Annotated in this window: 18 protein-coding genes and 1 other RNA gene; 9 read left to right on the forward strand and 10 right to left on the reverse strand. The window is 41.6% G+C overall.

The window, feature by feature from the left end; genetic code table 11:
• Window positions 1-8: 8 nt before the first annotated feature.
• An RNA gene (gene ffs, locus ABZD21_RS07660) (signal recognition particle sRNA small type) lies at window positions 9-108 on the reverse strand.
• A 303-nt stretch (window positions 109-411) separates the two neighbouring features.
• On the opposite strand from ffs, the gene ABZD21_RS07665 reads away from it, so the two are divergent.
• The 3 genes from ABZD21_RS07665 (at window position 412) to ABZD21_RS07675 (ending at window position 3,495) form a co-directional block, all read left to right on the forward strand.
• A complete protein-coding gene (locus tag ABZD21_RS07665) occupies window positions 412-969 on the forward strand; it encodes a DUF4199 domain-containing protein (protein ID WP_372774106.1) in 558 nt (185 codons plus the stop codon).
• Window positions 970-1,010: 41 nt separating this feature from the next.
• Window positions 1,011-1,964, forward strand: coding sequence for a glycosyltransferase family 2 protein (locus ABZD21_RS07670; RefSeq protein WP_372774107.1), 954 nt, complete (start codon window positions 1,011-1,013; stop codon window positions 1,962-1,964).
• Window positions 1,965-2,151: 187 nt separating this feature from the next.
• A complete protein-coding gene (locus ABZD21_RS07675) occupies window positions 2,152-3,495 on the forward strand; it encodes a nitrate/nitrite transporter (RefSeq protein WP_372774108.1) in 1,344 nt (447 codons plus the stop codon).
• 64 nt (window positions 3,496-3,559) lie between these two features.
• On the opposite strand, the gene ABZD21_RS07680 is transcribed toward ABZD21_RS07675, so the two are convergent.
• Window positions 3,560-4,285: an AAA family ATPase gene (locus tag ABZD21_RS07680; protein WP_372774109.1), complete on the reverse strand. Its 726-nt coding sequence runs from the start codon at window positions 4,283-4,285 to the stop codon at window positions 3,560-3,562.
• Between the two features lie 179 nt (window positions 4,286-4,464).
• On the opposite strand from ABZD21_RS07680, the gene ABZD21_RS07685 reads away from it, so the two are divergent.
• Entirely contained in the window at window positions 4,465-5,859 is a 1,395-nt protein-coding gene (locus ABZD21_RS07685) for an aminopeptidase P family protein (RefSeq protein ID WP_372774110.1), read from the forward strand.
• A gap of 72 nt (window positions 5,860-5,931) precedes the next feature.
• Here the strand turns inward: ABZD21_RS07685 and ABZD21_RS07690 are convergent, their stop codons facing one another.
• Entirely contained in the window at window positions 5,932-7,224 is a 1,293-nt protein-coding gene (locus ABZD21_RS07690; RefSeq protein ID WP_372774111.1) for an NAD(P)/FAD-dependent oxidoreductase, read from the reverse strand.
• 263 nt (window positions 7,225-7,487) lie between these two features.
• Here ABZD21_RS07690 and ABZD21_RS07695 point away from each other — a divergent pair, with 263 nt between their 5' ends.
• Window positions 7,488-8,501, forward strand: coding sequence for a GntR family transcriptional regulator (locus ABZD21_RS07695; RefSeq protein WP_372774112.1), 1,014 nt, complete (start codon window positions 7,488-7,490; stop codon window positions 8,499-8,501).
• Window positions 8,502-8,598: 97 nt separating this feature from the next.
• Window positions 8,599-9,012 (forward strand): response regulator, encoded by a 414-nt coding sequence (locus tag ABZD21_RS07700; RefSeq protein ID WP_372774113.1) that lies wholly within the window; start codon window positions 8,599-8,601, stop codon window positions 9,010-9,012.
• A gap of 13 nt (window positions 9,013-9,025) precedes the next feature.
• Here ABZD21_RS07700 and ABZD21_RS07705 read toward each other — a convergent pair whose 3' ends face one another.
• Window positions 9,026-9,775, reverse strand: a complete 750-nt coding sequence (locus ABZD21_RS07705) for an SDR family oxidoreductase (RefSeq protein WP_372774114.1) — start codon at window positions 9,773-9,775, stop codon at window positions 9,026-9,028.
• A 300-nt stretch (window positions 9,776-10,075) separates the two neighbouring features.
• Between ABZD21_RS07705 and ABZD21_RS07710 the strand changes: the two genes are divergently transcribed.
• Together ABZD21_RS07710 and ABZD21_RS07715 are read left to right on the forward strand one after the other, a co-directional pair.
• Window positions 10,076-10,315 carry a Nif11 family protein gene (locus ABZD21_RS07710; RefSeq protein WP_372774115.1) on the forward strand — a complete coding sequence of 80 codons (240 nt, stop codon included), beginning with the start codon at window positions 10,076-10,078 and terminating at the stop codon, window positions 10,313-10,315.
• Between the two features lie 290 nt (window positions 10,316-10,605).
• Entirely contained in the window at window positions 10,606-11,328 is a 723-nt protein-coding gene (locus tag ABZD21_RS07715) for a redoxin domain-containing protein (RefSeq protein WP_372774116.1), read from the forward strand.
• Between the two features lie 88 nt (window positions 11,329-11,416).
• Here ABZD21_RS07715 and ABZD21_RS07720 read toward each other — a convergent pair whose 3' ends face one another.
• The 6 genes from ABZD21_RS07720 to ABZD21_RS07745 all read right to left on the reverse strand — a co-directional run bounded on the left by ABZD21_RS07720 (window position 11,417) and on the right by ABZD21_RS07745 (window position 20,308).
• Entirely contained in the window at window positions 11,417-13,057 is a 1,641-nt protein-coding gene (locus ABZD21_RS07720) for a Zn-dependent hydrolase (RefSeq protein WP_372774117.1), read from the reverse strand.
• Window positions 13,058-13,416: 359 nt separating this feature from the next.
• The gene (locus ABZD21_RS07725) at window positions 13,417-13,815 is read right to left on the reverse strand and encodes a thermonuclease family protein (protein ID WP_372774119.1); all 399 of its coding nucleotides are present in this window, start codon (window positions 13,813-13,815) and stop codon (window positions 13,417-13,419) included.
• A gap of 114 nt (window positions 13,816-13,929) precedes the next feature.
• The gene (gene yidC / locus ABZD21_RS07730; RefSeq protein ID WP_372774120.1) at window positions 13,930-15,849 is read right to left on the reverse strand and encodes a membrane protein insertase YidC; all 1,920 of its coding nucleotides are present in this window, start codon (window positions 15,847-15,849) and stop codon (window positions 13,930-13,932) included.
• A gap of 21 nt (window positions 15,850-15,870) precedes the next feature.
• On the reverse strand, window positions 15,871-17,472 hold the full coding sequence (locus ABZD21_RS07735; protein WP_372774122.1) for a CTP synthase: 1,602 nt from the start codon (window positions 17,470-17,472) through the stop codon (window positions 15,871-15,873).
• 135 nt (window positions 17,473-17,607) lie between these two features.
• Window positions 17,608-19,680, reverse strand: coding sequence for a DUF349 domain-containing protein (locus ABZD21_RS07740; RefSeq protein WP_372774124.1), 2,073 nt, complete (start codon window positions 19,678-19,680; stop codon window positions 17,608-17,610).
• A gap of 190 nt (window positions 19,681-19,870) precedes the next feature.
• Window positions 19,871-20,308, reverse strand: a complete 438-nt coding sequence (locus ABZD21_RS07745; protein ID WP_372774126.1) for an Hsp20/alpha crystallin family protein — start codon at window positions 20,306-20,308, stop codon at window positions 19,871-19,873.
• A gap of 251 nt (window positions 20,309-20,559) precedes the next feature.
• Between ABZD21_RS07745 and trmD the strand changes: the two genes are divergently transcribed.
• Window positions 20,560-21,243: a tRNA (guanosine(37)-N1)-methyltransferase TrmD gene (gene trmD / locus ABZD21_RS07750; RefSeq protein WP_372774128.1), complete on the forward strand. Its 684-nt coding sequence runs from the start codon at window positions 20,560-20,562 to the stop codon at window positions 21,241-21,243.
• Window positions 21,244-21,254 lie beyond the last annotated feature (11 nt).

Consider the following 21,254-nt stretch of genomic DNA (forward strand, 5'->3'; position numbering starts at 1 on the left):
ATTCGGCAAGTGGGTAAGCTACCTGTATCGCACCGCTACAACCTCCTACCCTTGCTGCCTTCCGACCCTGGGGGGATTCAGAGGGAGCTGGTCGTACAGGACTTACCCGGCGACAAAAGTAGAAATTTTTGTATTCACTGCAAATGCTATCGCCGATTACACCCTGATTTTTTCGCCCTCAAACGGACTAAGCAATTAGTCCTCAAAGAAATATTTCGACAACTTTTTTTTTATTTTTTTTTATTTCCTGCCAATCCACGTCTGATTTCCCGAAAATATCAGCCATGAAATCGGCTTTGAGGTTCACAGCTAGCTGGCCCGGACAGTACCCGCGATGTAGAGGAATTATTTTTTTATTTCAATTCATCTAAAATTTCAAATATATTTGTCGATAAACTCCGAAATTATAAAATGATGGAAGAAAAATCTACGTTCTGGAAAAGTGCAATGACTGCCGGCTTATACTTGGGAATTATCCTTATTGTATACAATGTTATTTTATACGCAACAGGTCAAAACCTGAATACCAGTCTGGGCATCATTAGCTATGCAATTATGGCTGCTGGTGTTGTTCACTACCAGCTTCAATACCGCAACCATGAACTTGGTGGTTTCATCAGTTACGGAAAAGCTTTTGGTTACGGAGTCAGCCTGATGGCCTTTGCCGGCATCATCCAGTCAGCATACACGGTTATATTAATGAAATACATCGATCCGGGGCTGATTGATCAAATCCGAATTATGCAGGAAGAACAAATGCTTAAACAAGGAGTTCCGGATGAACAAATTGAAATGGCCAGCCAAATCATGGGAGTATTTCAGAATCCGCTGATAATTGCATTTTCAGGCTTGCTTACCTTTGCGTTCATTGGAGTTATCATTTCGTTGGTATCATCCATCTACGTTAAGAAACAAGATGACGAAAATGCATTCGAAGATGCCATGTCTGACCTAAAATCAGAAGAATAATTCGTTTCTTTAGCCGCTAGTAATAAATTAACCCTGATCACGTGGATATTTCCGTCGTTATTCCATTGCTAAATGAAGAAGAATCTTTACCAGAATTGACCGGTTGGATCAAAAAGGTAATGGATAAAAATCGTTTTTCGTACGAGATTATTTTAATTGATGATGGCAGCAGCGATCAATCGTGGGAGGTAATTGAACGATTGCACCACGAAAATCCGGATGTCAAAGGAATAAAATTCCGCCGCAACTATGGTAAATCCGCGGCTCTGCATATTGGTTTTAGAGAAGCGCAAGGGAATGTTGTAATTACCATGGATGCTGATTTACAAGACAGTCCGGAGGAAATTCCGGAATTGTACCGGATGATTGCTGAGGAAAAATACGATCTTGTTTCTGGATGGAAAAAGAAACGCTACGACCCGGCCTTATCAAAAAATATTCCCAGTAAATTTTACAATTGGATAGCCCGCCGAACTTCCGGCATCAAAATTCACGACTTCAACTGTGGCTTGAAAGCCTATCGTAAACAGCTTGTAAAAAGCATTGAGGTGTATGGTGAAATGCATCGCTATATTCCGATTATTGCCAAATGGGCCGGGTTTAAAAAGATTGGAGAAAAAGTCGTTATTCATCAGGAACGGAAATACGGAATTACCAAATTTGGATTCGAACGTTTTATTCGGGGCCCTCTCGATTTGTTGTCGGTTATTTTCATTGCCAAATTCAGCAAACGCCCCATGCACTTTTTTGGTTTAATGGGCACCTTGGTATTTATTATCGGATTTTGTTCTGCAACTTGGCTTGGAGTAAGCAAGTTAATTGCTGTAGCTCACGAAATACCTGCACCAAAGGTTGTTGAAAGCCCCTACTTTTTCTTATCACTCACTGCCATGATTATTGGCACGCAACTATTCATGGCTGGCTTTTTAGCCGAGCTTTTCTCTCGGAATTCAGCCGAACGAAATAAGTATCTGGTGGATAAAAAAATTTCTTGAGAATACAATCTTCTGGAATAATGAGTTCGGTTATTCGCTTGAGATCAAGAGCCGATTTTACAAAGTCGATTCCCGTCCCTGACTAAAATCTCATTGAATAGCTGATCAAAAGAAATTGAAATACTTGAAACCAATGAGGAAACAAACCATTCTTTTTCTTTAACTGTAAAATTCAAATTCCAAATTTGTGCCAAAGCAAAAATTCAATACAATTCCGTTCTCGCCTTCGCGCTTTCCGTTCTTTTACGGATGGGTTGTATTGGCCTTCGGTACCATAGGAATAATTATGAGCGCCCCGGGACAAACATCCGGTATCGCGACTTTTACCGACTACCTGATCGATGTTTTTGGGATCTCCCGCGACCAATTAAGCACAACCTATTTAATTGGCACCGTAAGCAGTTCGTTTTTGCTTACCCACGCCGGAAAATTATACGACAAAATCGGTGCCCGCTGGATGGGAATGCTCACGGCTGTTGTTTTAGGTTTTGTACTGTTTTACTTAAGTCAATCGGACCGAATTGCGCTCTTCCTGGGCAAACTTCTAAATCTGCAGGCAGCACAGTTTTACGTTGGTGCCACCGTTTTATCGGTTGGTTTTTTCATTTTGCGACTTTCGGGGCAAGGCGCACTAACCATGCTTTCGCGCAACATGATCATGAAATGGTTCATCTCCAAACGGGGATTAACCGGTGGAATCAGTAGTGTGTTCGTTTCGTTGGGTTTTTCGGTTGCTCCGTTAGTTTTCGATCTTCTTATCGAGAAATTTGGCTGGCGCGGAGCCTGGATCTCAATTGGGCTTGTAGCTGCCTTATTTTTCAGTTTGGTCGTATTCATTTTTTACCGCGACAACCCCGAAGATTGTGGCCTGAATCCGGATGGTGAAGCAAATCGGGAACCGACGCAAAGCCCCATTTTGCAAAAAGCCCAACGACAATATCGGCTAAAGGAAGCTCGAAAAACCTATGTATTTTGGATCTTCAGTATCTCAATGGCCGTCCATGCCCTAATGATGACCGGATTCATCTTCAATATTGTTTCGATTTTTGACCAGGTACAAATGGATAAAGCCGATGCATTGTTTATTTTCATTCCGGCCTCAATGATTGCTGTTGTATTTACCTTGGTTGGAGGCTATCTGAGCGATTACATTAAATTGAAATACCTCCTGATTTTACTGCTGATCGGACAGTCTATTTCTGCATTCAGCCTCCCGTTTTTAAATATTACAATGTTTTACTACCTGCTAATTGCAGGCAACGGAATAGCCAGTGGCATGTATGCTATTTTGATTGGGGTAGCCTGGCCTCGATTTTTTGGGCGGCAATATCTGGGCGAGATCAGCGGATTCTCACTCACCTTAATTGTTTTTTTTAGCGCCATTGGTCCTTTGCTATTTAGCTTATCCTTGTCGCAATTTGGAACCTACGCAATTGCTTCATGGATTTGTCTGATTATTTGCCTGCTTTGTCTGGTGGGGGCCTTCCGGGCCGACAACCCACAGGAAAAAATCGCTGCCACCAACACCTAATAAAAAGTCACCTGCAGTTCCATTTGCAAGTGACATATTCTAATTTGTATATCGATTGTTGAGACTAGCCAAAGTGTGGAATAGTTTTTTTCAGTCGTTCGTTAATTCCTCTCGCTTCGAAAGCCGCAAGAACAATTTTAACAACCTGAGCGATTTCGAAACGAGAAATATCGACCACTAAATCGAATCTTTCTTCCTCGTGTTTATTCTTTCTGAAATGATCCCTGAAAATCGTCCGTTCCTTATCGGTTTCCTTGATGTATTTCAAGGCATCTGCGTGTTCTAATTTTTTACGAACCATCAGTGAATCAACCCGCCACCGGATTGGTGCAACCAAGCGAACATGCAAGGCGTTTTCAATATCATCAGCAATAAGGTGGCCGGCTCGTCCAACAATTATACAGCAACCATCGCAGGCAAAATTCCGAATTACTTCACGAACCGTTTTAGTAATTGTCCGGTTACTTTTATAATATTTACTACTGAACGCAGACAGGATTTCATCGAATGTGGTATGCTCTTCGCGCGAGAAAACACGATGTACTTTTTCAGGATGTACTTGCAACTCGTTTGCACTTGCATGCAACACTTCTTTACTAACCACCTGCCATTTTTTGCAATAAACAGCCTTGTTTAATTCTTCAGCTAAAAGAGATGCGAATGCAATTCCCCCGCAACCAACTTCGCGGGACAGGGTAATAACCGGACCAGCCATTCTATTCGGCGAAGGGCTTTTCTTCCGTTCATCCCCAACACGCCTGTTCATATAGTTTATTAAAGTATTTCCCATAATTTATCAGTATTGCGTTGTATTATTTTTTACGCTTGATCAACCATACAGTTATATGTTTGATAGTAGTTAACGAACACGTTAAAAATCATAATTGATATCCTGTCCGGGAAAAGTCATAAATTCCATCCCATTAAATCGATATCTTTACCATTCAATAGTAACTTTAATCCAAGATCATGTTTAGAGCAGAAATATACCGGAATAGACGTAAGAGACTGAAAGAGTTGGTAACAGATGGGCTAATCGTACTCCCCGGAAATGTTGATGTTCCGATGAACTACGCTGACAACACCTACCATTTCAGGCAAGACAGCAGTTTTCTGTATTATTTCGGACTCGATTTTCAAGGTTTAGCCGGTCTGATTGATGTTGACGGAGGGAATGACCTCCTGTTTGGAGATGATGCGAGTATCGAAGATGTTATTTGGATGGGGCCACAAGTCAGCCTGCAGGAAAATGCAGCTCGCGTTGGCGTTGATAAAACAGAATCATACAGCAAGTTATTTGACCATATCGCCAGTGCAATCCGACAAGGTAGAAGGATCCACTTTCTACCTCCTTACAGAGCTGAAAATAAACTGCTTTTACAGGAACTTCTGGGAATACAGTGCTCCAAACTCAAAGAATACAGTTCGTTAGAATTGGTTAAGGCGGTCATTTCCATGCGCTCGATTAAAGACTCAGGAGAACTTAACGAAATTAGAACTGCTTGTGGGATTGGCTACGAAATGCATGTAAAAGCGATGCAGATGGCAACACCGGGAGCATGGGAGCAAACGATTGCCGGGACACTGGAAGGTATCGCCCGGGCGAAAGGTTCAGGCCCGTCTTATCCGATCATTCTTTCACAGCATGGAGAGATTTTGCACAACCACCAGCATACAGGGTATTTGAAAGAAGGGAAATTGATGTTGGTCGATGCCGGGGCTGAAAGTCTCATGCATTATGCCTCCGACTTTACCCGAACCACGCCGGTGGGCGGAAAATTTAATCAACAACAACGCGAAGTTTACGAAATCGCTTTGGCTGCAATTAACCACGCCGCATCGAAAATAAAAGCCGGAACTACTTACCAAAGCATTCACCTATCAACGGCTGAAGTGATTGCTTCGGGCTTGAAAGAGTTGGGATTGATGAAAGGTGATGTCAAAGAAGCGGTAAAAAATGGAGCACACGCGCTATTCTTCCCGCATGGGCTGGGCCACATGATGGGGCTTGACGTTCATGACATGGAAGACCTGGGTCAGATCTACGTTGGTTACGATGATGAGACTCGACCAATCGACCAATTCGGAACGGCCTACCTTCGGTTAGGCAAAAAGCTTGAAGCCGGTTATGTGCTCACCAATGAGCCTGGCATTTACTTTATTCCGGCACTGATCGATAAATGGCGAAGCGAAAAAACAAATGCCGATTTCATCAATTTTGAAAAATTGGAAAGCTATAAGACCTTTGGCGGAATTCGTCTGGAAGACAACCTTGTAGTGACTGAAACCGGTTGCGAATTACTCGGTAATCGTGTTCCAATTACGCCTGAGGAAATAGAAGAAACGATTAACAACAAGGGATAATCAAAATGAAAAAAAGACGATCGCAAAAGCAATCGTCTTTTTTCTTTGGCTACAAATTGAACCACACTTGTTTTACAACGGTCGCTCTTGTGCCTTTTTCGACGGGCGTAAAATTAATCGAAGCGACTGATCAAAGGTGAAATATTTCCAGAGCCAGTTAATAAAAATCAACAATCGGTTTTTCACCCCCACAATCGACATGAGGTGAACAAACATCCAAACCAGCCAAGCAAAAGCCCCTGAAAACTTCCACAACGACAAGTCTACAACTGCCCGGTTTCGGCCAACTGTCGCCATCGATCCCTTATCGTTGTATTCGAATGGTTTAGCTTGCTCCCCTCTAAATTGTCGCGCAAAATTATTTCCTAAGTTTACGGCTTGCTGCAAGGCAACTTGCGCCACCTGCGGATGTCCGTTCGCATAGTTGGGGGTTTCCATATAGGCAATGTCGCCAATGGCATATACACCATCCAACCCTTCAACTTCGTTCATTCGATTGACCTTGACGCGGTTTCCCCGCGCCATGTATTTCTGATCAACGCCGGCTGGAACCTGCCCACGGACGCCTGCTGCCCAAACGAGTGTTTCACTTTGCAATTCTTCGCCGTCTTCAAGCGTAATCTGCTTACCATCGTAGTTGGTCACCCGGCAATCAAGCATTACGTTAACTCCCAACTCTTTGAGGTATAGAAGCGATTTTTCAGCCGCTTTGGCGCTCATCCCATGCAACAGGTGTGGATTGGCCTCGATCAGGGTGATCTGCATTAAATTGAAATCTAGATCCGGATAGTCCTTGGGAAGCACAAATCGCTTCATTTCGGCCAACGCACCGCAAACTTCTACACCAGTCGGGCCACCACCTACAACCACAACGTTCAGCAAACGCTGCAACTCATCCCGATCGCGAATCGTAACTGCGCGTTCGAAATTAAGCAACAATGAGTTCCGGAGATACACGGCTTCCGAGACTGATTTCATCGGAATTCCATGCTTGGTTACTCCCTCCATACCGAAAAAATTTGTCGTAGCGCCTGTGGCTATTACCAACGCATCGTACCACACGTGCCCCATCGGAGTGAGTATTTGTTTCTTCACCGGATCAATATCGGTTACATGCGTAACGCGGATATAGATATTCTTTTCCTTCTGAAAAATCTTCCGCAACGGAAACGAAATAGCGCTGGGTTCAAGCCCGGAAGTAGCTACCTGATAAAAAAGCGGTTGAAACTGGTGGTAATTATTCCGATCAATCAACACCAGTTGACAGTTCTCGTTCTTTAACTTTCTGGCAAGCTTTAAACCTGCAAAACCGGCTCCCACAATCACGATTCTTTTCTGCCCGGTTTCTGGAATATTTATTGGCATGAAATTTTTTCTTTTTGAAACAATGTAGCTTCAAAAATGTTGAAAAACATATAAAGTTTAATTTCGATGGGCTCAAAACAAGCAATCTCTTCATCTGTTGATGTAACCGACACTTTGATAAATAATTTTTGGATATTTTTCCCTCCAAATGATTGTTTTTTTTCTAATTTCCGTGATTTTGAAAAATGGTTTTCCAATATACCTGGCTATTTAAACATATAGTGTTATAATTTGTCGAAAGCGACACGGTAATTTTTTATGCAATGGCAGATCCTAAAAAAATCGATAACGAATCGGAAGTACCCAAGTACTTGCAGGTAGAAAAGCTTATTCTGAAAGATATTGATTCCGGAATTTTCAAGCAAGGACAACGCATCCCTTCCATTAACGAAACCAGTGAGGAGTTGTTGCTATCACGCGACACGGTTGAAAAAGCTTATGTCAATCTACGGCGAAAAGGCATTCTTATTTCGGTAAAAGGAAAGGGGTATTATGTAAGTAAAACCGATACTGGCAAACGTCTTAAAATTGCCATGATCTTTAACAAACTGAGCAACTATAAGCGTAGTCTCTATAACTCGTTTATTCAAACGATGGGCTCAAAAGCCAGTGTCGATGTATACATTTATCAGTACGACCTGAATGCCTTTGAAACCATCATCAACGAACATCTCAAGCATTACGACTACTTTGTCATTCTGCCACATTTTAGAAATGACACGGCTGCAGCGCTACCCGTAATTCAGAAAATACCAAAGGATAAAGTGCTTATTATCGACCGCTACTGGAAAGAACTTGATGATTATCCGGTTGTCTATCAGGAATACGACAAGGACATTCAAAATGCCTTAAATCAAGCAATTGGGTTACTCCGAAAATATGCTCGTCTCAACCTTGTTTTCCCTCCTAACGAGTTCTACTCTACGAACATAAAAAAAGGATTCACTCATTTTTGTCAGTCGCAACATTTCGATTTCAGAATTATCGACAACCTATCAGATGATGATATTATTGAAAATGAAGCCTATGTGTTGGTTACTGATCCCGATCTGTATCAGTTTATTAAATGCTTGAAAACGCGCAACTGGATACCGGGGAAAGATGTCGGAATTATTTCGTACAATGAAAATCAGGTAAAAGAAATCTTATGCGATGGAATCTCCACTATTTCAACGAACCACGATGAAATAGGGAAAACGGCTGCAGAAATGATTCTTGAAAAAAATTTCACCCGCATTAAAAGTCCTTTTTTGTTTATCCAACGAAACTCACTTTGAAAAAAAACGCCCCACTTAACAATACAAGTTGCGAAATAAATTGGATTTTCTACCTTGCCCTCGGTTTAACTTTGTGTACATCGATGGTGAAGTAAATATGAGTTTAGAAAAAGAGATCTGCCAAAGCGGCTTAAAAGTGGTTATTGCTGAAGATGAGAATTACAATTATCTATATCTGGCAGCAATTCTAAGGAAATTTAAAATTGAAATAATCAGAGCGTATAATGGCAAAATGGCGGTTGATCTGTGCAAAACGCAACCGGATATTGGACTTGTACTAATGGACGTTGGCATGCCTGTCATGGATGGAATGGAGGCAACCCGACAAATTAAGACGTTGCGCCCAAACTTGCCCATTATCATGCAAACAGCCTTTTCCGATTTAACAGGTCGTGAAATTTCGCTCGAATGCGGCTGTGATTGTGTTCTATTTAAACCAATTACAAAAAACGATCTGATTAGCTCTATCGAGAAATACGTACCTGTCGAACTTGTTCTTGAAAAAGCCTGATCGACCGGTCAAACTAGTCCACGTAGATCATTTTCTTGGTCATTCCCCCGTCGATCACAAAATTTTGGGCGGTAATAAAATCATTTTCAGCTTGTAGTAAAAAGTAAACGAATTGCGCCACATCTTCACCCTTGCCAACTCGTCCTGCCGGATGCTGATGGTGATCTTCAGACTTTAAATCAACTTGACGCGCTTCAGACTTTTTTTTCACAGACGGAACATCGATCCATCCCGGGCTGATCGCATTGACTTTTACTTCCGGCCCCAGGCTCACCGCCAGTGCATGTGTTAACGATAGCAGCCCACCTTTGGAGGCAGAATATGCTTCAGTATTCGGCTCAGACTGCAATGCTCTGGTCGAACAAATATTGATGATAGAACCCCGGCTCTTTTTAAGCGCTTCTTCCGCATATTTTACACACAGAAATGGTCCGGAGAGATTAACAGCGATCACCCGGTTCCACTCCTCAAACGGCAGCTCACCAATGGGTTTGTTAATCGCAACCGCCGCATTATTAATCAAACCATCAATTCGACCGGTTTTACTAACTGCAAGTTCCATCGCTTGCTTAACCTCCTTCTCAACAGCGATATCTGTTTGCAGCAGACTCAGATCAGGATGTTGATGCTCGACCTTCATTTCAGCGATTGCGTCCGCGTCATTCTCCAGTACGGTCACCCGAAATCCCTTCGTGACCAAATACAGACTTACAACTTTTCCGATTCCCTGTGCTCCGCCTGTTACAACAATATGCTTTTTCATGTGCTACAACTTCAATTCAAATTTCATTCATTGGCACTTTCTACCGGCCTAAATAAAGTTAGCTAAAATAGAAAAGATTGTCGGTAGAACACACAGCCGCATATCAGCAAACTGAAAATGCGTAAAGCAAATACAATTGATCTTCAACTTTTGCTCCTGTTTTTCGGTACAGCATTTGCCGACTTAGTTGTAACCCCTACCTTAGGCGAAATATCGGACCAAATCGTAGGATTTAAGGGTTGTTCTCCCACATTTATGTCGGAAGCAATCAATTTTAGAATAAACTAAAAATAGAAGCGTATGGCAATTCAGGATGCAATGAAATTTATTCGCGAGTCGCAAAAGAATCGGGAATTTCGGAAAGAAATAAATCAGTGTGAACCAAATCAAATTTTCGATAAAATGAAGGAGCTAGGCTACGAATTTACCTACGAGGAGTTTGAAGAGTCAGTGAATATGATGCATGTAAAGTGTCAATTTGAAGAGGATGCCAATCAGTTAATGCAAACCGACATGTGGTTTAAAATGCTTTTTCGATAAAAATAAAAGGCAGGACGATCTACCTCTTTATTTTAAACAAATGATTACGTGGGGATATTCACACTTCAAGAATATTCCCACATTTACAAACAATTAGAACAAATCCTTTACTGATTTTAAACTCATCAACAAAGCGTTTTTTTTGGAACCATAAGTTCGGTTTATTCGTTCTTTAACTGATTACTATTCAGATTTTATCATCTTTTTATCCAACTTTCCTGTTCTCATGTCGTACTATCAATAACTTACCCCCCATTTAAAGTTCAATACAAAATTAACACATCCATGTTATGAAAAAACTCTCTGTTTCCCTAGTGATGTTCTTTTTTTTAGTTGCGACAACATTTGCACAAAAGAACGCGATCCCTCTAATCGGATCAACAGCTCCCTCCTTTACTGCTCAAACAACTCAAGGTGAATTAACCTTCCCGGATGATTATGGAACCAGTTGGAAAATTATCTTCAGCCATCCGAAAGATTTCACTCCTGTGTGTTCTTCTGAATTGCTTGAACTTGCGTTCATGCAAAAAGAATTTGAAGCGATGAATGTAAAAGTCGCGGTGATTTCGACTGATAATCTATCGCAACACAAAATGTGGGTCGCCCATTTAGAAGAATTAGATTACAAAAACCGTGGCCCTCAAACCATCGAATTTCCGTTGATCGATGATCACTCCATGGTTGCTTCGAAAGCTTACGGAATGCTTCATACCCCAACAAGCACTAGTCGCGACATTCGGGGTGTGTACATTATCGATTCAAAGAACGTTGTACGTTCCATCAACTTCTACCCGATAGAGATTGGCCGGAATATGCTTGAGATTGAACGTATTGTGTCTGCACTTCAGGCAACGGATCAGGAAATGGTGTTGACTCCGGCAAACTGGAATGTAGGCGATGATGTGATGGTTCCCTATTTACCCTATCGCGAAGATCAGCTGGTTACGAATCCGGAGTTGAAAGATGATTTCTACAATGTTGGTAATCGTATGTGGTTTAAAAAGAACAAGTAAACATTCGAGTTTACATTAGTGAAAACGAAATGAAGTCTATCAATAATTCGATAGACTTCATTTACTTTATTGTTCAATCAGACACATTTCAGAGTCCTGCAACTTTTGGCCCTTGCTCGAAAACAATATCGACCGGAATTCCGAACGTATTAATCCGGTTCAGATCGTTTTGGAGCGATTCCGGAATAACGCCATATTTATCCAACAAACTCTTTGCATGAACATAGTCGCCATTACCTTGCACTACTAAAAGTAAGTCGGAAAGTTTTATCATCGCGGTTTTCATTTTTTCATAGTTAACCCGGTACACGCCAGTTTGTTCGTCGCGTTCAAACGCACCTAATTCCGCAAAATAGTTAAATCGAATCATGTTGGCTTTTCCGTGCGCGCTTGCTGCGCCAAACCGAACTGATCGAAAGATACCCGCCATGAATGTGACGAAATTATCCATCATATCTTTGTCACCCAACTCCCCCATTTCATTCAATTTATAAACCACCCAAAGGCCAAGTATGTCGGCTTTCCCTTCTTCGATGGAAGAATAGGTCTCGCGCAAAGCCTGGCGAACGGTTTTAGTAGCGTCGATTGTATTTCCCATTCCCAAGCCATGGGCAACTTCGTGAAACATAGTGTTTTCAAAAAAAGCATCGAACTTAACATGTTTCCGTTGTTCCTCAGCAATCAGCAATTCAGAAATTGGCAGCAATATCTTATCGAATTTTGCCTGCATGGCGTTTTTAAGTTGTAGCTTACGACTGCCTTTCTCCGTACGAACCCGTTCATCGTTGGGCAAATTTATAGCTATTGTTTTACTGCCGGCATTACAATCACCCGCGTAATAAATCACATCATAGGCATTCAGGTCGGAATCGGCACCAGGCCTTTCACTTTTGTAGGGTGCATCACAGGGAAGTTGCTTTTGCAAATCGGGCAATAAAGTGGCAAATTTCGATAGCCGATCGCTCCATTCCTTATCCTTAATCAAAATGAATGCTTCATGAGCTGCTTTGTATCCAAAAAGCTGATCTTCGTAGTTTTCGATTGGCCCTACCACAAAATCAATCATGTTATCTTTCATGTCCATCCAGGCCAGATCGCTGGCATAATAGTCATCCGTCAACAAAGCATCGGCTCGCAACTCCAGGTAATTTTTCAATCCCGGATCTTCAGCCAATTGTGCTGCCTGCCGGATGTATCCAACAGCAAGCTGAATCTGACTTTCAAATGCCTGATGATACGGAATCGCTTTTAGCTTCCCTACCGAATCGCGCCGAATAAGCGTGTATAGACTTGCCTTGTCTGGCTCATCCCACGCGTTAAATTCGTCAACACTCATATCCTCCGGATAAAACTGAGCTCCGTCTGGTTTTTCACCAATACCAGCAACAAAAGGCTTGTTATCATTCAGTCGCTCCCACGGACCGTAATTTATTCCGATGAATTTTCGCATCGCTTCGCTATCGGCTTTGGCCAGAATGGCGTTTTTATCACCGTAAGCTTCGATCCAAAACAAATCATCCATAATTTTTGCTGCCTCAAACATCAGAGGCAACATTTGCCTTTCGCTTTCTGTTAGGACCGACAAATCGGTTGTAAGCGTTACGGAAGTGAAAGCCGCAGCTTTTACTTCAATCTCTGATTTTGTTATTGTTTCCTTTTTGGGGGTATTACTACATCCAAACAGCAGCAATAGCACTATCCCACAAAACACAATACGTAAATTTTTCATTTCCGGAATTTTTCGATTCAACATTATTCTATGATCCAAGTCCTACGAGACATACTGTGCGCCACCCTAAATCACCGCCTCATTCCACTCCGGCCTTAGCCGATCTTCACGAGCAAATACCATTTTCCGAGTTCAATTTACAGTCCAGGCTATGGTTTGCTTATCGGCACTATTTCGTTATTGATCCAAAATCGCTCCGACACAAAATCACAACAACCAAATCACTATTACCGGCTCCAAACCGAGAAAATCATCTTACTGGTCGGCTACTCTAACGTCAGGTTTTTCGGTGTGCATACCGAACTGTAATAAACGGCATAAAAGGGTAATTTGAGCGATTGTATTTACTGAATCAATCATCAGAGGAAATACGGCTGTGCAAATCCTTTGGCAATCAACACATCATTCAGGCAATAGAAGTCGCCTACAGCACGAATATTCGTTAGGCCATCCAGAATGTCAGAACTGATCCGGATGTAGACCACTGCCAGGTATCGCCCATACTTTCCTTTCGAATCTTTCAGCGTTTCAACAATCGCCAGATCGCCCTTTTTAATGAGCGATTTAACGAAATCAGATGCCAATTTCCCCTTCATGTACTCTTCCGAATCCTTTTTCACCCCATAAACTTCGGGGGTATCCACGCCATAAAGGCGAACACGTTCCCCTCTCACCCACACACTCATGCCCAAATCGATGTCGAGCTCACAGGTGTCGCCATCAACAACTTTTACAATTTCAGCTTGATATTGATACATTGTCATTCGTTTTTTATGAAACATCAAAATGAAAACAGCCTTTTTATCGACTGTCAATCTTAAAGATACAAATCATTGGGCAAAAAAAATGCTACCCGAAGGTAGCATTAAATTTTATTTTGGCATTTGAACGCCTCGCTCTTTAGCCATTTGTTCAAGTCGTTGTTGAAACTTCGATTTCTTAACCGGCCCCTTTTTCTTGTTAGCGTGTAATTTCGCCCGAATCTTGTCTTCGTCGATCAAAACACGGAACAAATACATTTGACCAATCGTAATCAGGTTGGCTAAAAAGTAATAGTAGCTCAAACCTGCCGGATAGTTGTTCAGGATGAACAGGAACATAACCGGCATAATATACATCATGGTTTGCATCCCCGGCATCGCGTTGTTGCTGGTGGCTTGCGAATTCAATTTTGTTGAAATGATTGTGGTTACAGTCATTAACAAACAGAACAAACTCACATGATCCCCATAGAACGGAATTGAGAAAGGCAAATTAAAGATTGAATCAAAAGATGACAAGTCGTTTGCCCACAGAAATTGTTCTTGTCTCAACTCAATAGACGTTGGGAAGAAGAAGAACATGGCAAACAGAATCGGCATTTGCAACAACATTGGCAAACAACCGCCCATTGGATTAACTCCAGCTTTTTTATACAAAGCCATTGTTGCCTGTTGTTTCTCCATTGGTTTGTCCTTGCCAAATTTCTCGCTCAACTCATCCACCTCAGGTTTCAACGCACGCATTTTTGCCTGAGAAATGTATGATTTATAGGTGAACGGAAACAGAATCATCTTGATGAAGATGGTGAGCAACAGGATGATAATACCGAAGTTTCCGATATAGTTTTTAAGGAAATTAAATACCGGAATCACCAACCAACGGTTTACATAGCGCAACACCGAATAACCCAGATTCACCAGGCGATCCAGATCAATGTCGTACTGTTTTAGTGTATTGTAGTGATTGGGGCCGAAGTAGAACTGCATTCCAAAATCTTGATCTTGTGCCGGATTATAAGGGATTGCTATGTCGGCGTAGAAATCGCCAACTTTACTGATATTTTCTTCGTCGTATGTATATTTGATATCAGCTGTTGGAAACGCGTCATCGGCAATAATGGTCGCATTGAAAAACAATTGTTTAAAGCTGACCCATTTCACTTTGGTTTTCAATGACTCCTCACTAGTTTTCGCCGGATCCAATTTATCTACCTCGTCGCCAAAATACTTATAGTTGATCGATGTATACCGATCTTCGCCAAATTCAGATTTTCTTTCCAGTCGAGGGCCTGCATAAGCCCAGTTAAAGTTCAGGTAATCAACATTGGCAGCGATAACATCACTCAATCCCACTGTTTTTATGTCGAAACCAACCATATACGAGTTGTAAGCCAAACTGTATACATATTTCAACGATCTGCCATTTCCGGCATCAAGAGTCATCGTTATACTCTGTGAATTACCCGGATTCTCTTCGTTGAAGTTAACATTGCCTTCCTTGCCTTTTTTCACTTCGGGTCCGGAGGCTAACAAGTCATTCTGGCTGGATGAAGGAATGAAGAACAATTCATCGGTTTTAATACTTCTATTTTGAGAAAAGAAGTTCAACCCAAACTGTGTTTCGGGGCCATCAAATAGAATCAATGGCAACGAATCGTAGGTTTGATAACCTTTCAATTCGACCGAATAAATCCGTCCCCCCTTAGTTGAGATGCGCACCTTCATCAGGTTGTTTTCCAGAGTAATAAATTTCTCCTCTCCGTTTGCCCCTGCGGCAAACAACCCGAATCGGTCTACAGCTGCATTCATCGTTTCCGCAGTAGTATCCGCAACAAAAGAAGCTTGTTGTTTCTCCGCCATTTGCTTCGCATGGATCTGAGCTTCTTGCTGCTGCTGAATTTCAATCTGCGCAATCGAATCCTGGCGCCGTTTCAACGCATCAAGCTCCTCCTGCGACGGCTTGTTCAGGTAACTAAATCCAATCAGGATAGCAATGATTAAAACTATCCCGACTACTGTGTTTTTATCCATAATTTAATTTATTTACTTATATTAACTATTTGCGGCTTTTACAAATGCCACAAACAGCGGATGAGGATTAAGCACGGTACTGCTGTATTCGGGGTGATATTGCACACCAACAAACCACTTGTGATTCGGAATTTCAACCACTTCCACCAAATTCGTGTCAGGGTTGATTCCCACAGGATTCATACCGCCCTTTTTAAAAGCATCCAGGTACTCATTGTTAAATTCATAACGATGACGATGACGCTCCCGAATTTCCTGTGATCCGTAGGCTTGATACAACTTCGATTTTTTATCATTAATATGGCAAGTATAGGCACCCAATCGCATGGTACCACCCTTTTCGGTAATTCCTTTCTGATCTTCCATCAGGCCGATAACCGGGAAGTTGGTTTTTTCATTCATCTCGGTTGAATCGGCTCCTTCCATACCTAACACGTTGCGGGCAAATTCAATAACCGCAATTTGCATCCCTAGACAAATACCAAGGAATGGAATGTTATTTTCACGAATGAACTTAGTGGCCAGAATCTTACCTTCAATTCCCCGATGCCCAAATCCGGGTGCAATAATTACTCCCTGGAGGTCACCTAATATTTCCGCTACATTTTTCTTCGTAATATCCTCCGAGTGTATCCACTGAAGATTCACTTTCACTCGGTTAATTGCTCCGGCATGTATTAATGCCTCAGCAATCGATTTGTAGGCGTCTGCAAGTTCAACATATTTCCCAACCAAACCGATTTTGATCTCTCGCTCCGGGTTTTTCAGTTTTGATAAAAACTCGTTCCAATCATCTAGTTTGGGTTCATTTTTGTGTGGAAGTCGCAATTTTTTCAATACTGTAAGATCTAATTTTTCCTCCAGCATTTTATTTGGCACTTCGTAAATCGTCTCTACATCAATCGATTGAACTACCGCATCGCTATCAACATTACAAAACAGAGCAACCTTTTTACGCAGACTGGTATTTAAATCGTGCTCCGTACGCAACACCAACACATCGGGTTGAACTCCGTTTTCGAGCAACATTTTTACGGAGTGTTGAGTTGGCTTGGTTTTAAGCTCACCTGAAGCTGCCAGGAACGGCACCAAAGTTAAGTGAACCACCAGCGCGCTCGAGCCCAACTCCCATTTCAACTGGCGAACCGCTTCGATGTATGGAAGTGACTCCATATCACCCACTGTTCCACCAATTTCTGTGACGACGATATCGTAGTTTCGTTTCGTACCCAGAAATTTAATTTTACGTTTTATTTCGTCGGTGATGTGTGGAATAATCTGGACCGTTTTTCCCAGATAATCCCCACGGCGTTCCTTATTAATAACCGACTGATAAATCCGACCAGTTGTAACATTATTGGCCTGAGAGGTCGGAACGTTCAGGAAACGTTCGTAATGCCCAAGGTCAAGGTCTGTTTCAGCACCATCTTCTGTGACAAAACACTCCCCGTGTTCATAAGGGTTCAAAGTACCCGGATCAACATTGATATAGGGGTCTAGCTTCTGGATAGTGACGGAATAACCTCTGGCTTGCAATAACTTAGCCAATGAGGCTGCTACAATTCCTTTTCCTAATGAGGAGGTAACACCTCCCGTTACAAAGATGTACTTGGTTGCTGACAAAATCGTAAAATTTAATTGTTCCTAAAAGCGCACAAATTTAAGCAATAAAACCGATTGCGATAAAAAATGTGCAGGATATCTTTCGAATTAATACCTAAAAAAACCCGCTTGAGGGCGGGTTTCTGTTTTTATTGATTAATTATCATCATCCATATCATCTATTATCCGAATCTTTTCCTTCAGTAGCTCAATCTTTTCTACGGTGTCCTGTATTTTCCGATTGACATCTTCAATGAGCGATTCTGCATTTTTTGTGTTGGCAAAGAATCCAATGTTATTATTCAGCAGCGCTAAGTCGTTTTCCAGTTGCTTCATTCGGCTAATGTATTTATCGCGCTCATAAAGCATCTTGTTGTGCCCTCTGTTACTCTCTGAAAAATTAGACATTTTCGACTTAAACTTCAGGATGTCCCGCTTATGGTCATCAATCTTCAGGTGGTCGAAATGTGCATTGATCGCATTTCTGAATTCATTTTGAACCCGATCTTTTTCTTTAAAGGGCACATGGCCGATATCTGTCCAACGGCCCTGAAACTCCCTCATTTGGGCCAAATCTTTATCTTCATTTTTTGTTAAGACATACCGTTTCACTTCGTCGATCAAAGCTTGCTTTTTCTCCAGGTTCTCAACCTGATCATGATCAACAGTTGAAAAATGCTCTGATTTTTGATCGAAGAAAAAATCGCAGGCAGCACGAAAACGCTTCCAAATTGCATCCGACTGTTTTCTTGGAACAGGCCCAATTTGTTTCCATTTCTTTTGAATCCGAATGAATTCATCAGTCGTCTTTTTCCAGTCCTGACTATCTTTCAACGCTTCAGCCTGCACACAAAGATCAGTTTTCATCTGCAGATTATTTTGCTGTAACTCTTTGTTTTGCGCGTAGAATTCGCGTTTGGCATCAAAGAATTTGTCACAGGCACTCCGGAATCGTTCGTAGATTCTATTGTTATCCTTTTTGGGCGCAAAACCGATTGTCCGCCAAACTTTCTGCAACTCGATCAAATCTCTCGACTTATCGTCCCATTCTTTATGGTTCGTTAAATCCAACGCAGCTATTTCCTCTGCCTTCTCACATAAGACTGTTTTAGCGTCCAGATTTTTCTTCTGATCGTCCTTGCGGTCTTCAAAATACTCCTGATGCTTTTTATTGATTATCGAAGTCGCAGCTTTGAATCGTTCCCACAATTCATCTTTTTTATCTCTCGGAACGGGCCCAACCTCGCGCCACTGTTCGTGAAATTTCTGTAAAATATTGAACGCCTTTATTACAGATGGCTCTACAACCAACTCTTCGGCCTTTTCACACAGGCCGATTTTTATCTCCATGTTTTTTTTCAGATCAAGATCGCGTAACTCTTTATTAATCTTGATATAATCGTAGAAATTTTCAACATGGTGATGATAGGTTTCCCAAAGGTCTTTGAGTTTAGATTGTGGAACTAATCCTGTATCGCGCCATTTTTGCTGTAGATCCCGAAATTCCTGAAAAGTTTTATTGATCGATTCTTTCCGGTTTACCAGAGATTTGATATCCTCAATTATCTGATATTTAATTTCTACATTTTGTTCCTTTTCCTCCTCCATATTCTTCATCCGTTGGCTTTTCAGCTGTCGGTACTCTTTGAGCAGGTTTTTCAAATCATCTTCATAGGGGGCATTTCCGGGTTCGTATTCCTCTTCTTTCCCGCCATCAGCGAGAAAAGCTGCTTTTTCTGTTTCAATATTTGCCCGGTGTTTCTTGTAGAAATTTATTTTAATTCGATCTACTTCGTCTTTAATATCATCGTCAGTCGTTGCTGCAAGTAAATCGCGAAGTGCATTAATCAATTCAACTTCAGTATAGGTTGAATAATCAATTTTCCCTTGTGCGATCATCGCATTGGCTGTATCCTCATCCATTTCCTCATCTTCCTCATCCGAGTTATCCTCGTTTTCTGATTCGATGACAGGTTCATCAGCTTTATCATTTTCTGTTGCCTTTTCTTGCTCAGCAACCTCCTCCTTCTGATCTTCCTTTTCTGTATTCTCAGGCAACTTCTGTTCCTGTGGTACGGTTATATCACTCTGCGATTTCTCTCCCCCCGCATTCGCGGCTGAATCGACGTTCGCAGATTCCTGGCTTTCATTTGGCGCAGCAGCTTCACCGGAATTTTCCGACTTCGCTTTTAACTCATCATTCGAGTTTTTTAGATCTTTAGGTTCCATGCAATTAATGGTGTTAAAATTACTGAGTAATTTTCAGATATTCAGGTCTCTTATACTCTACGAAAATATAATTTTCATAACGAATACTCAAGCAAATACCCGACTATTTCGAGAAAACACGATGATAAGTTACAAAAAATGCCGCATCCAAAACGAATGCGGCATTTAGTTTTTATTAATTACTTAATCCTTAAGCGATTTCAATATTTCGCACAACCGGCTTCACCTCTTCTCTTTTTTCCAATGTTAAAATTAAAATGCCATTTGCGAAGTTTGCCTGGATTTTTTCACGATCCAAGTCCTCATTTAATTTGAATTTCTTCTCAAAACCCTGAGTCTTGAACTCGATTCGCGAATAGTTGGATGCTGACTCCTCTGCTTTTGCGGCTTCCCCTCGAATAATTAAAAGATCGTTATCCAAGGTAATTTTCACTTGTTCTTTACTAAAACCTGGGATCTGCATCTCAATACGCACCGAATTTTCTAAATCATAAATATTGCTTGCCGGCTTCACGCTAATCTCATTACGTGCGTAACGATCCGCATGTAAACCTTGCAAAAAGAAATCATTCACCAGTCGATCAACGGCATTAAAACTGTAAGCTGGATTAACTTTTACTAATTTCATATTTCTATCCTCCAAAAAATTTAGTTTTCAATTTTTAATTATTTCTTCTCTCCCTAATCAACTGTCACTCCATTCTCAAAAATAAGTCAAAATGAAGCATCACCAACAACAAACCATGCCACATCTACCGATTTGAACAAATAAAAACTGCCATTTTGGCATTCTGCGTGTTATTTTACCTATAATCTACTCTCAAGAATTATTCTTCAGCTTTGACGATTTCTGTTACTTTTGCAAAAAATTCAATTGATATGCGCATCGATATTCTCACTGTAGTTCCCGAGTTACTGGAAAGCCCTTTCAAGTATTCAATTTTAAAACGCGCCCAGGACAATGGCGTGGTTGAGATCCATGTGCACAACATACGTGATTTTTCGACCGACAAGCACCGGAAGGTTGATGACTACGCTTTTAGCGGCGGAGCAGGTATGGTAATGACTATTCAGCCAATTGAATCGGCGATCGAGCATTTGAAGTCACAAAGAAGCTACGACGAAGTTATTTACACCAGCCCCGACGGTGAAGTATTCAACCAGCAGATTGCCAACCAATGTTCACTCTACGAAAACATCATTATCCTCTGCGGGCACTACAAGGGAGTTGACCAGCGCGTGCGCGAGCATTTAATTACCAGAGAGATTTCGATTGGTGACTACGTTTTAACTGGCGGCGAAATGGCGGCAGCCGTAATGGTTGATGCGATTGTTCGCTTGATTCCCGGAGCCATGTCGGACGAAACATCGGCCTTGACCGACTCATTTCAGGACAACCTGTTGAGCCCACCGGTTTATACCCGCCCTGCCGACTACAAAGGATGGAAAGTACCGGATATTTTGTTGAGCGGAAATGATAAGCAAGTGAACGACTGGAAAGAAAAACAAGCATGGCAACGCACCAAACTACTGCGCCCCGACCTACTCAAAGGACACGAATAGCCTATAGAACA

The organism is Mangrovibacterium sp., assembly GCF_041596335.1.
GTDB lineage: Bacteria > Bacteroidota > Bacteroidia > Bacteroidales > Prolixibacteraceae > Mangrovibacterium.

Excerpts from the sequence above, each read along its gene's own strand:
- ABZD21_RS07665 (WP_372774106.1), top strand. The coding sequence starts at position 412 with ATGATGGAAGAAAAATCTACGTTCTGGAAAAGTGCAATGACTGCCGGC.
- ABZD21_RS07680 (WP_372774109.1), bottom strand. The coding sequence starts at position 4,285 with ATGGGAAATACTTTAATAAACTATATGAACAGGCGTGTTGGGGATGAA.
- ABZD21_RS07685 (WP_372774110.1), top strand. The coding sequence starts at position 4,465 with ATGTTTAGAGCAGAAATATACCGGAATAGACGTAAGAGACTGAAAGAG.
- ABZD21_RS07690 (WP_372774111.1), bottom strand. The coding sequence starts at position 7,224 with ATGCCAATAAATATTCCAGAAACCGGGCAGAAAAGAATCGTGATTGTG.
- ABZD21_RS07695 (WP_372774112.1), top strand. The coding sequence starts at position 7,488 with ATGGCAGATCCTAAAAAAATCGATAACGAATCGGAAGTACCCAAGTAC.
- ABZD21_RS07700 (WP_372774113.1), top strand. The coding sequence starts at position 8,599 with ATGAGTTTAGAAAAAGAGATCTGCCAAAGCGGCTTAAAAGTGGTTATT.
- ABZD21_RS07705 (WP_372774114.1), bottom strand. The coding sequence starts at position 9,775 with ATGAAAAAGCATATTGTTGTAACAGGCGGAGCACAGGGAATCGGAAAA.
- ABZD21_RS07710 (WP_372774115.1), top strand. The coding sequence starts at position 10,076 with ATGGCAATTCAGGATGCAATGAAATTTATTCGCGAGTCGCAAAAGAAT.
- ABZD21_RS07715 (WP_372774116.1), top strand. The coding sequence starts at position 10,606 with ATGAAAAAACTCTCTGTTTCCCTAGTGATGTTCTTTTTTTTAGTTGCG.
- ABZD21_RS07720 (WP_372774117.1), bottom strand. The coding sequence starts at position 13,057 with ATGAAAAATTTACGTATTGTGTTTTGTGGGATAGTGCTATTGCTGCTG.
- ABZD21_RS07725 (WP_372774119.1), bottom strand. The coding sequence starts at position 13,815 with ATGTATCAATATCAAGCTGAAATTGTAAAAGTTGTTGATGGCGACACC.
- yidC (WP_372774120.1), bottom strand. The coding sequence starts at position 15,849 with ATGGATAAAAACACAGTAGTCGGGATAGTTTTAATCATTGCTATCCTG.
- ABZD21_RS07740 (WP_372774124.1), bottom strand. The coding sequence starts at position 19,680 with ATGGAACCTAAAGATCTAAAAAACTCGAATGATGAGTTAAAAGCGAAG.
- ABZD21_RS07745 (WP_372774126.1), bottom strand. The coding sequence starts at position 20,308 with ATGAAATTAGTAAAAGTTAATCCAGCTTACAGTTTTAATGCCGTTGAT.
- trmD (WP_372774128.1), top strand. The coding sequence starts at position 20,560 with ATGCGCATCGATATTCTCACTGTAGTTCCCGAGTTACTGGAAAGCCCT.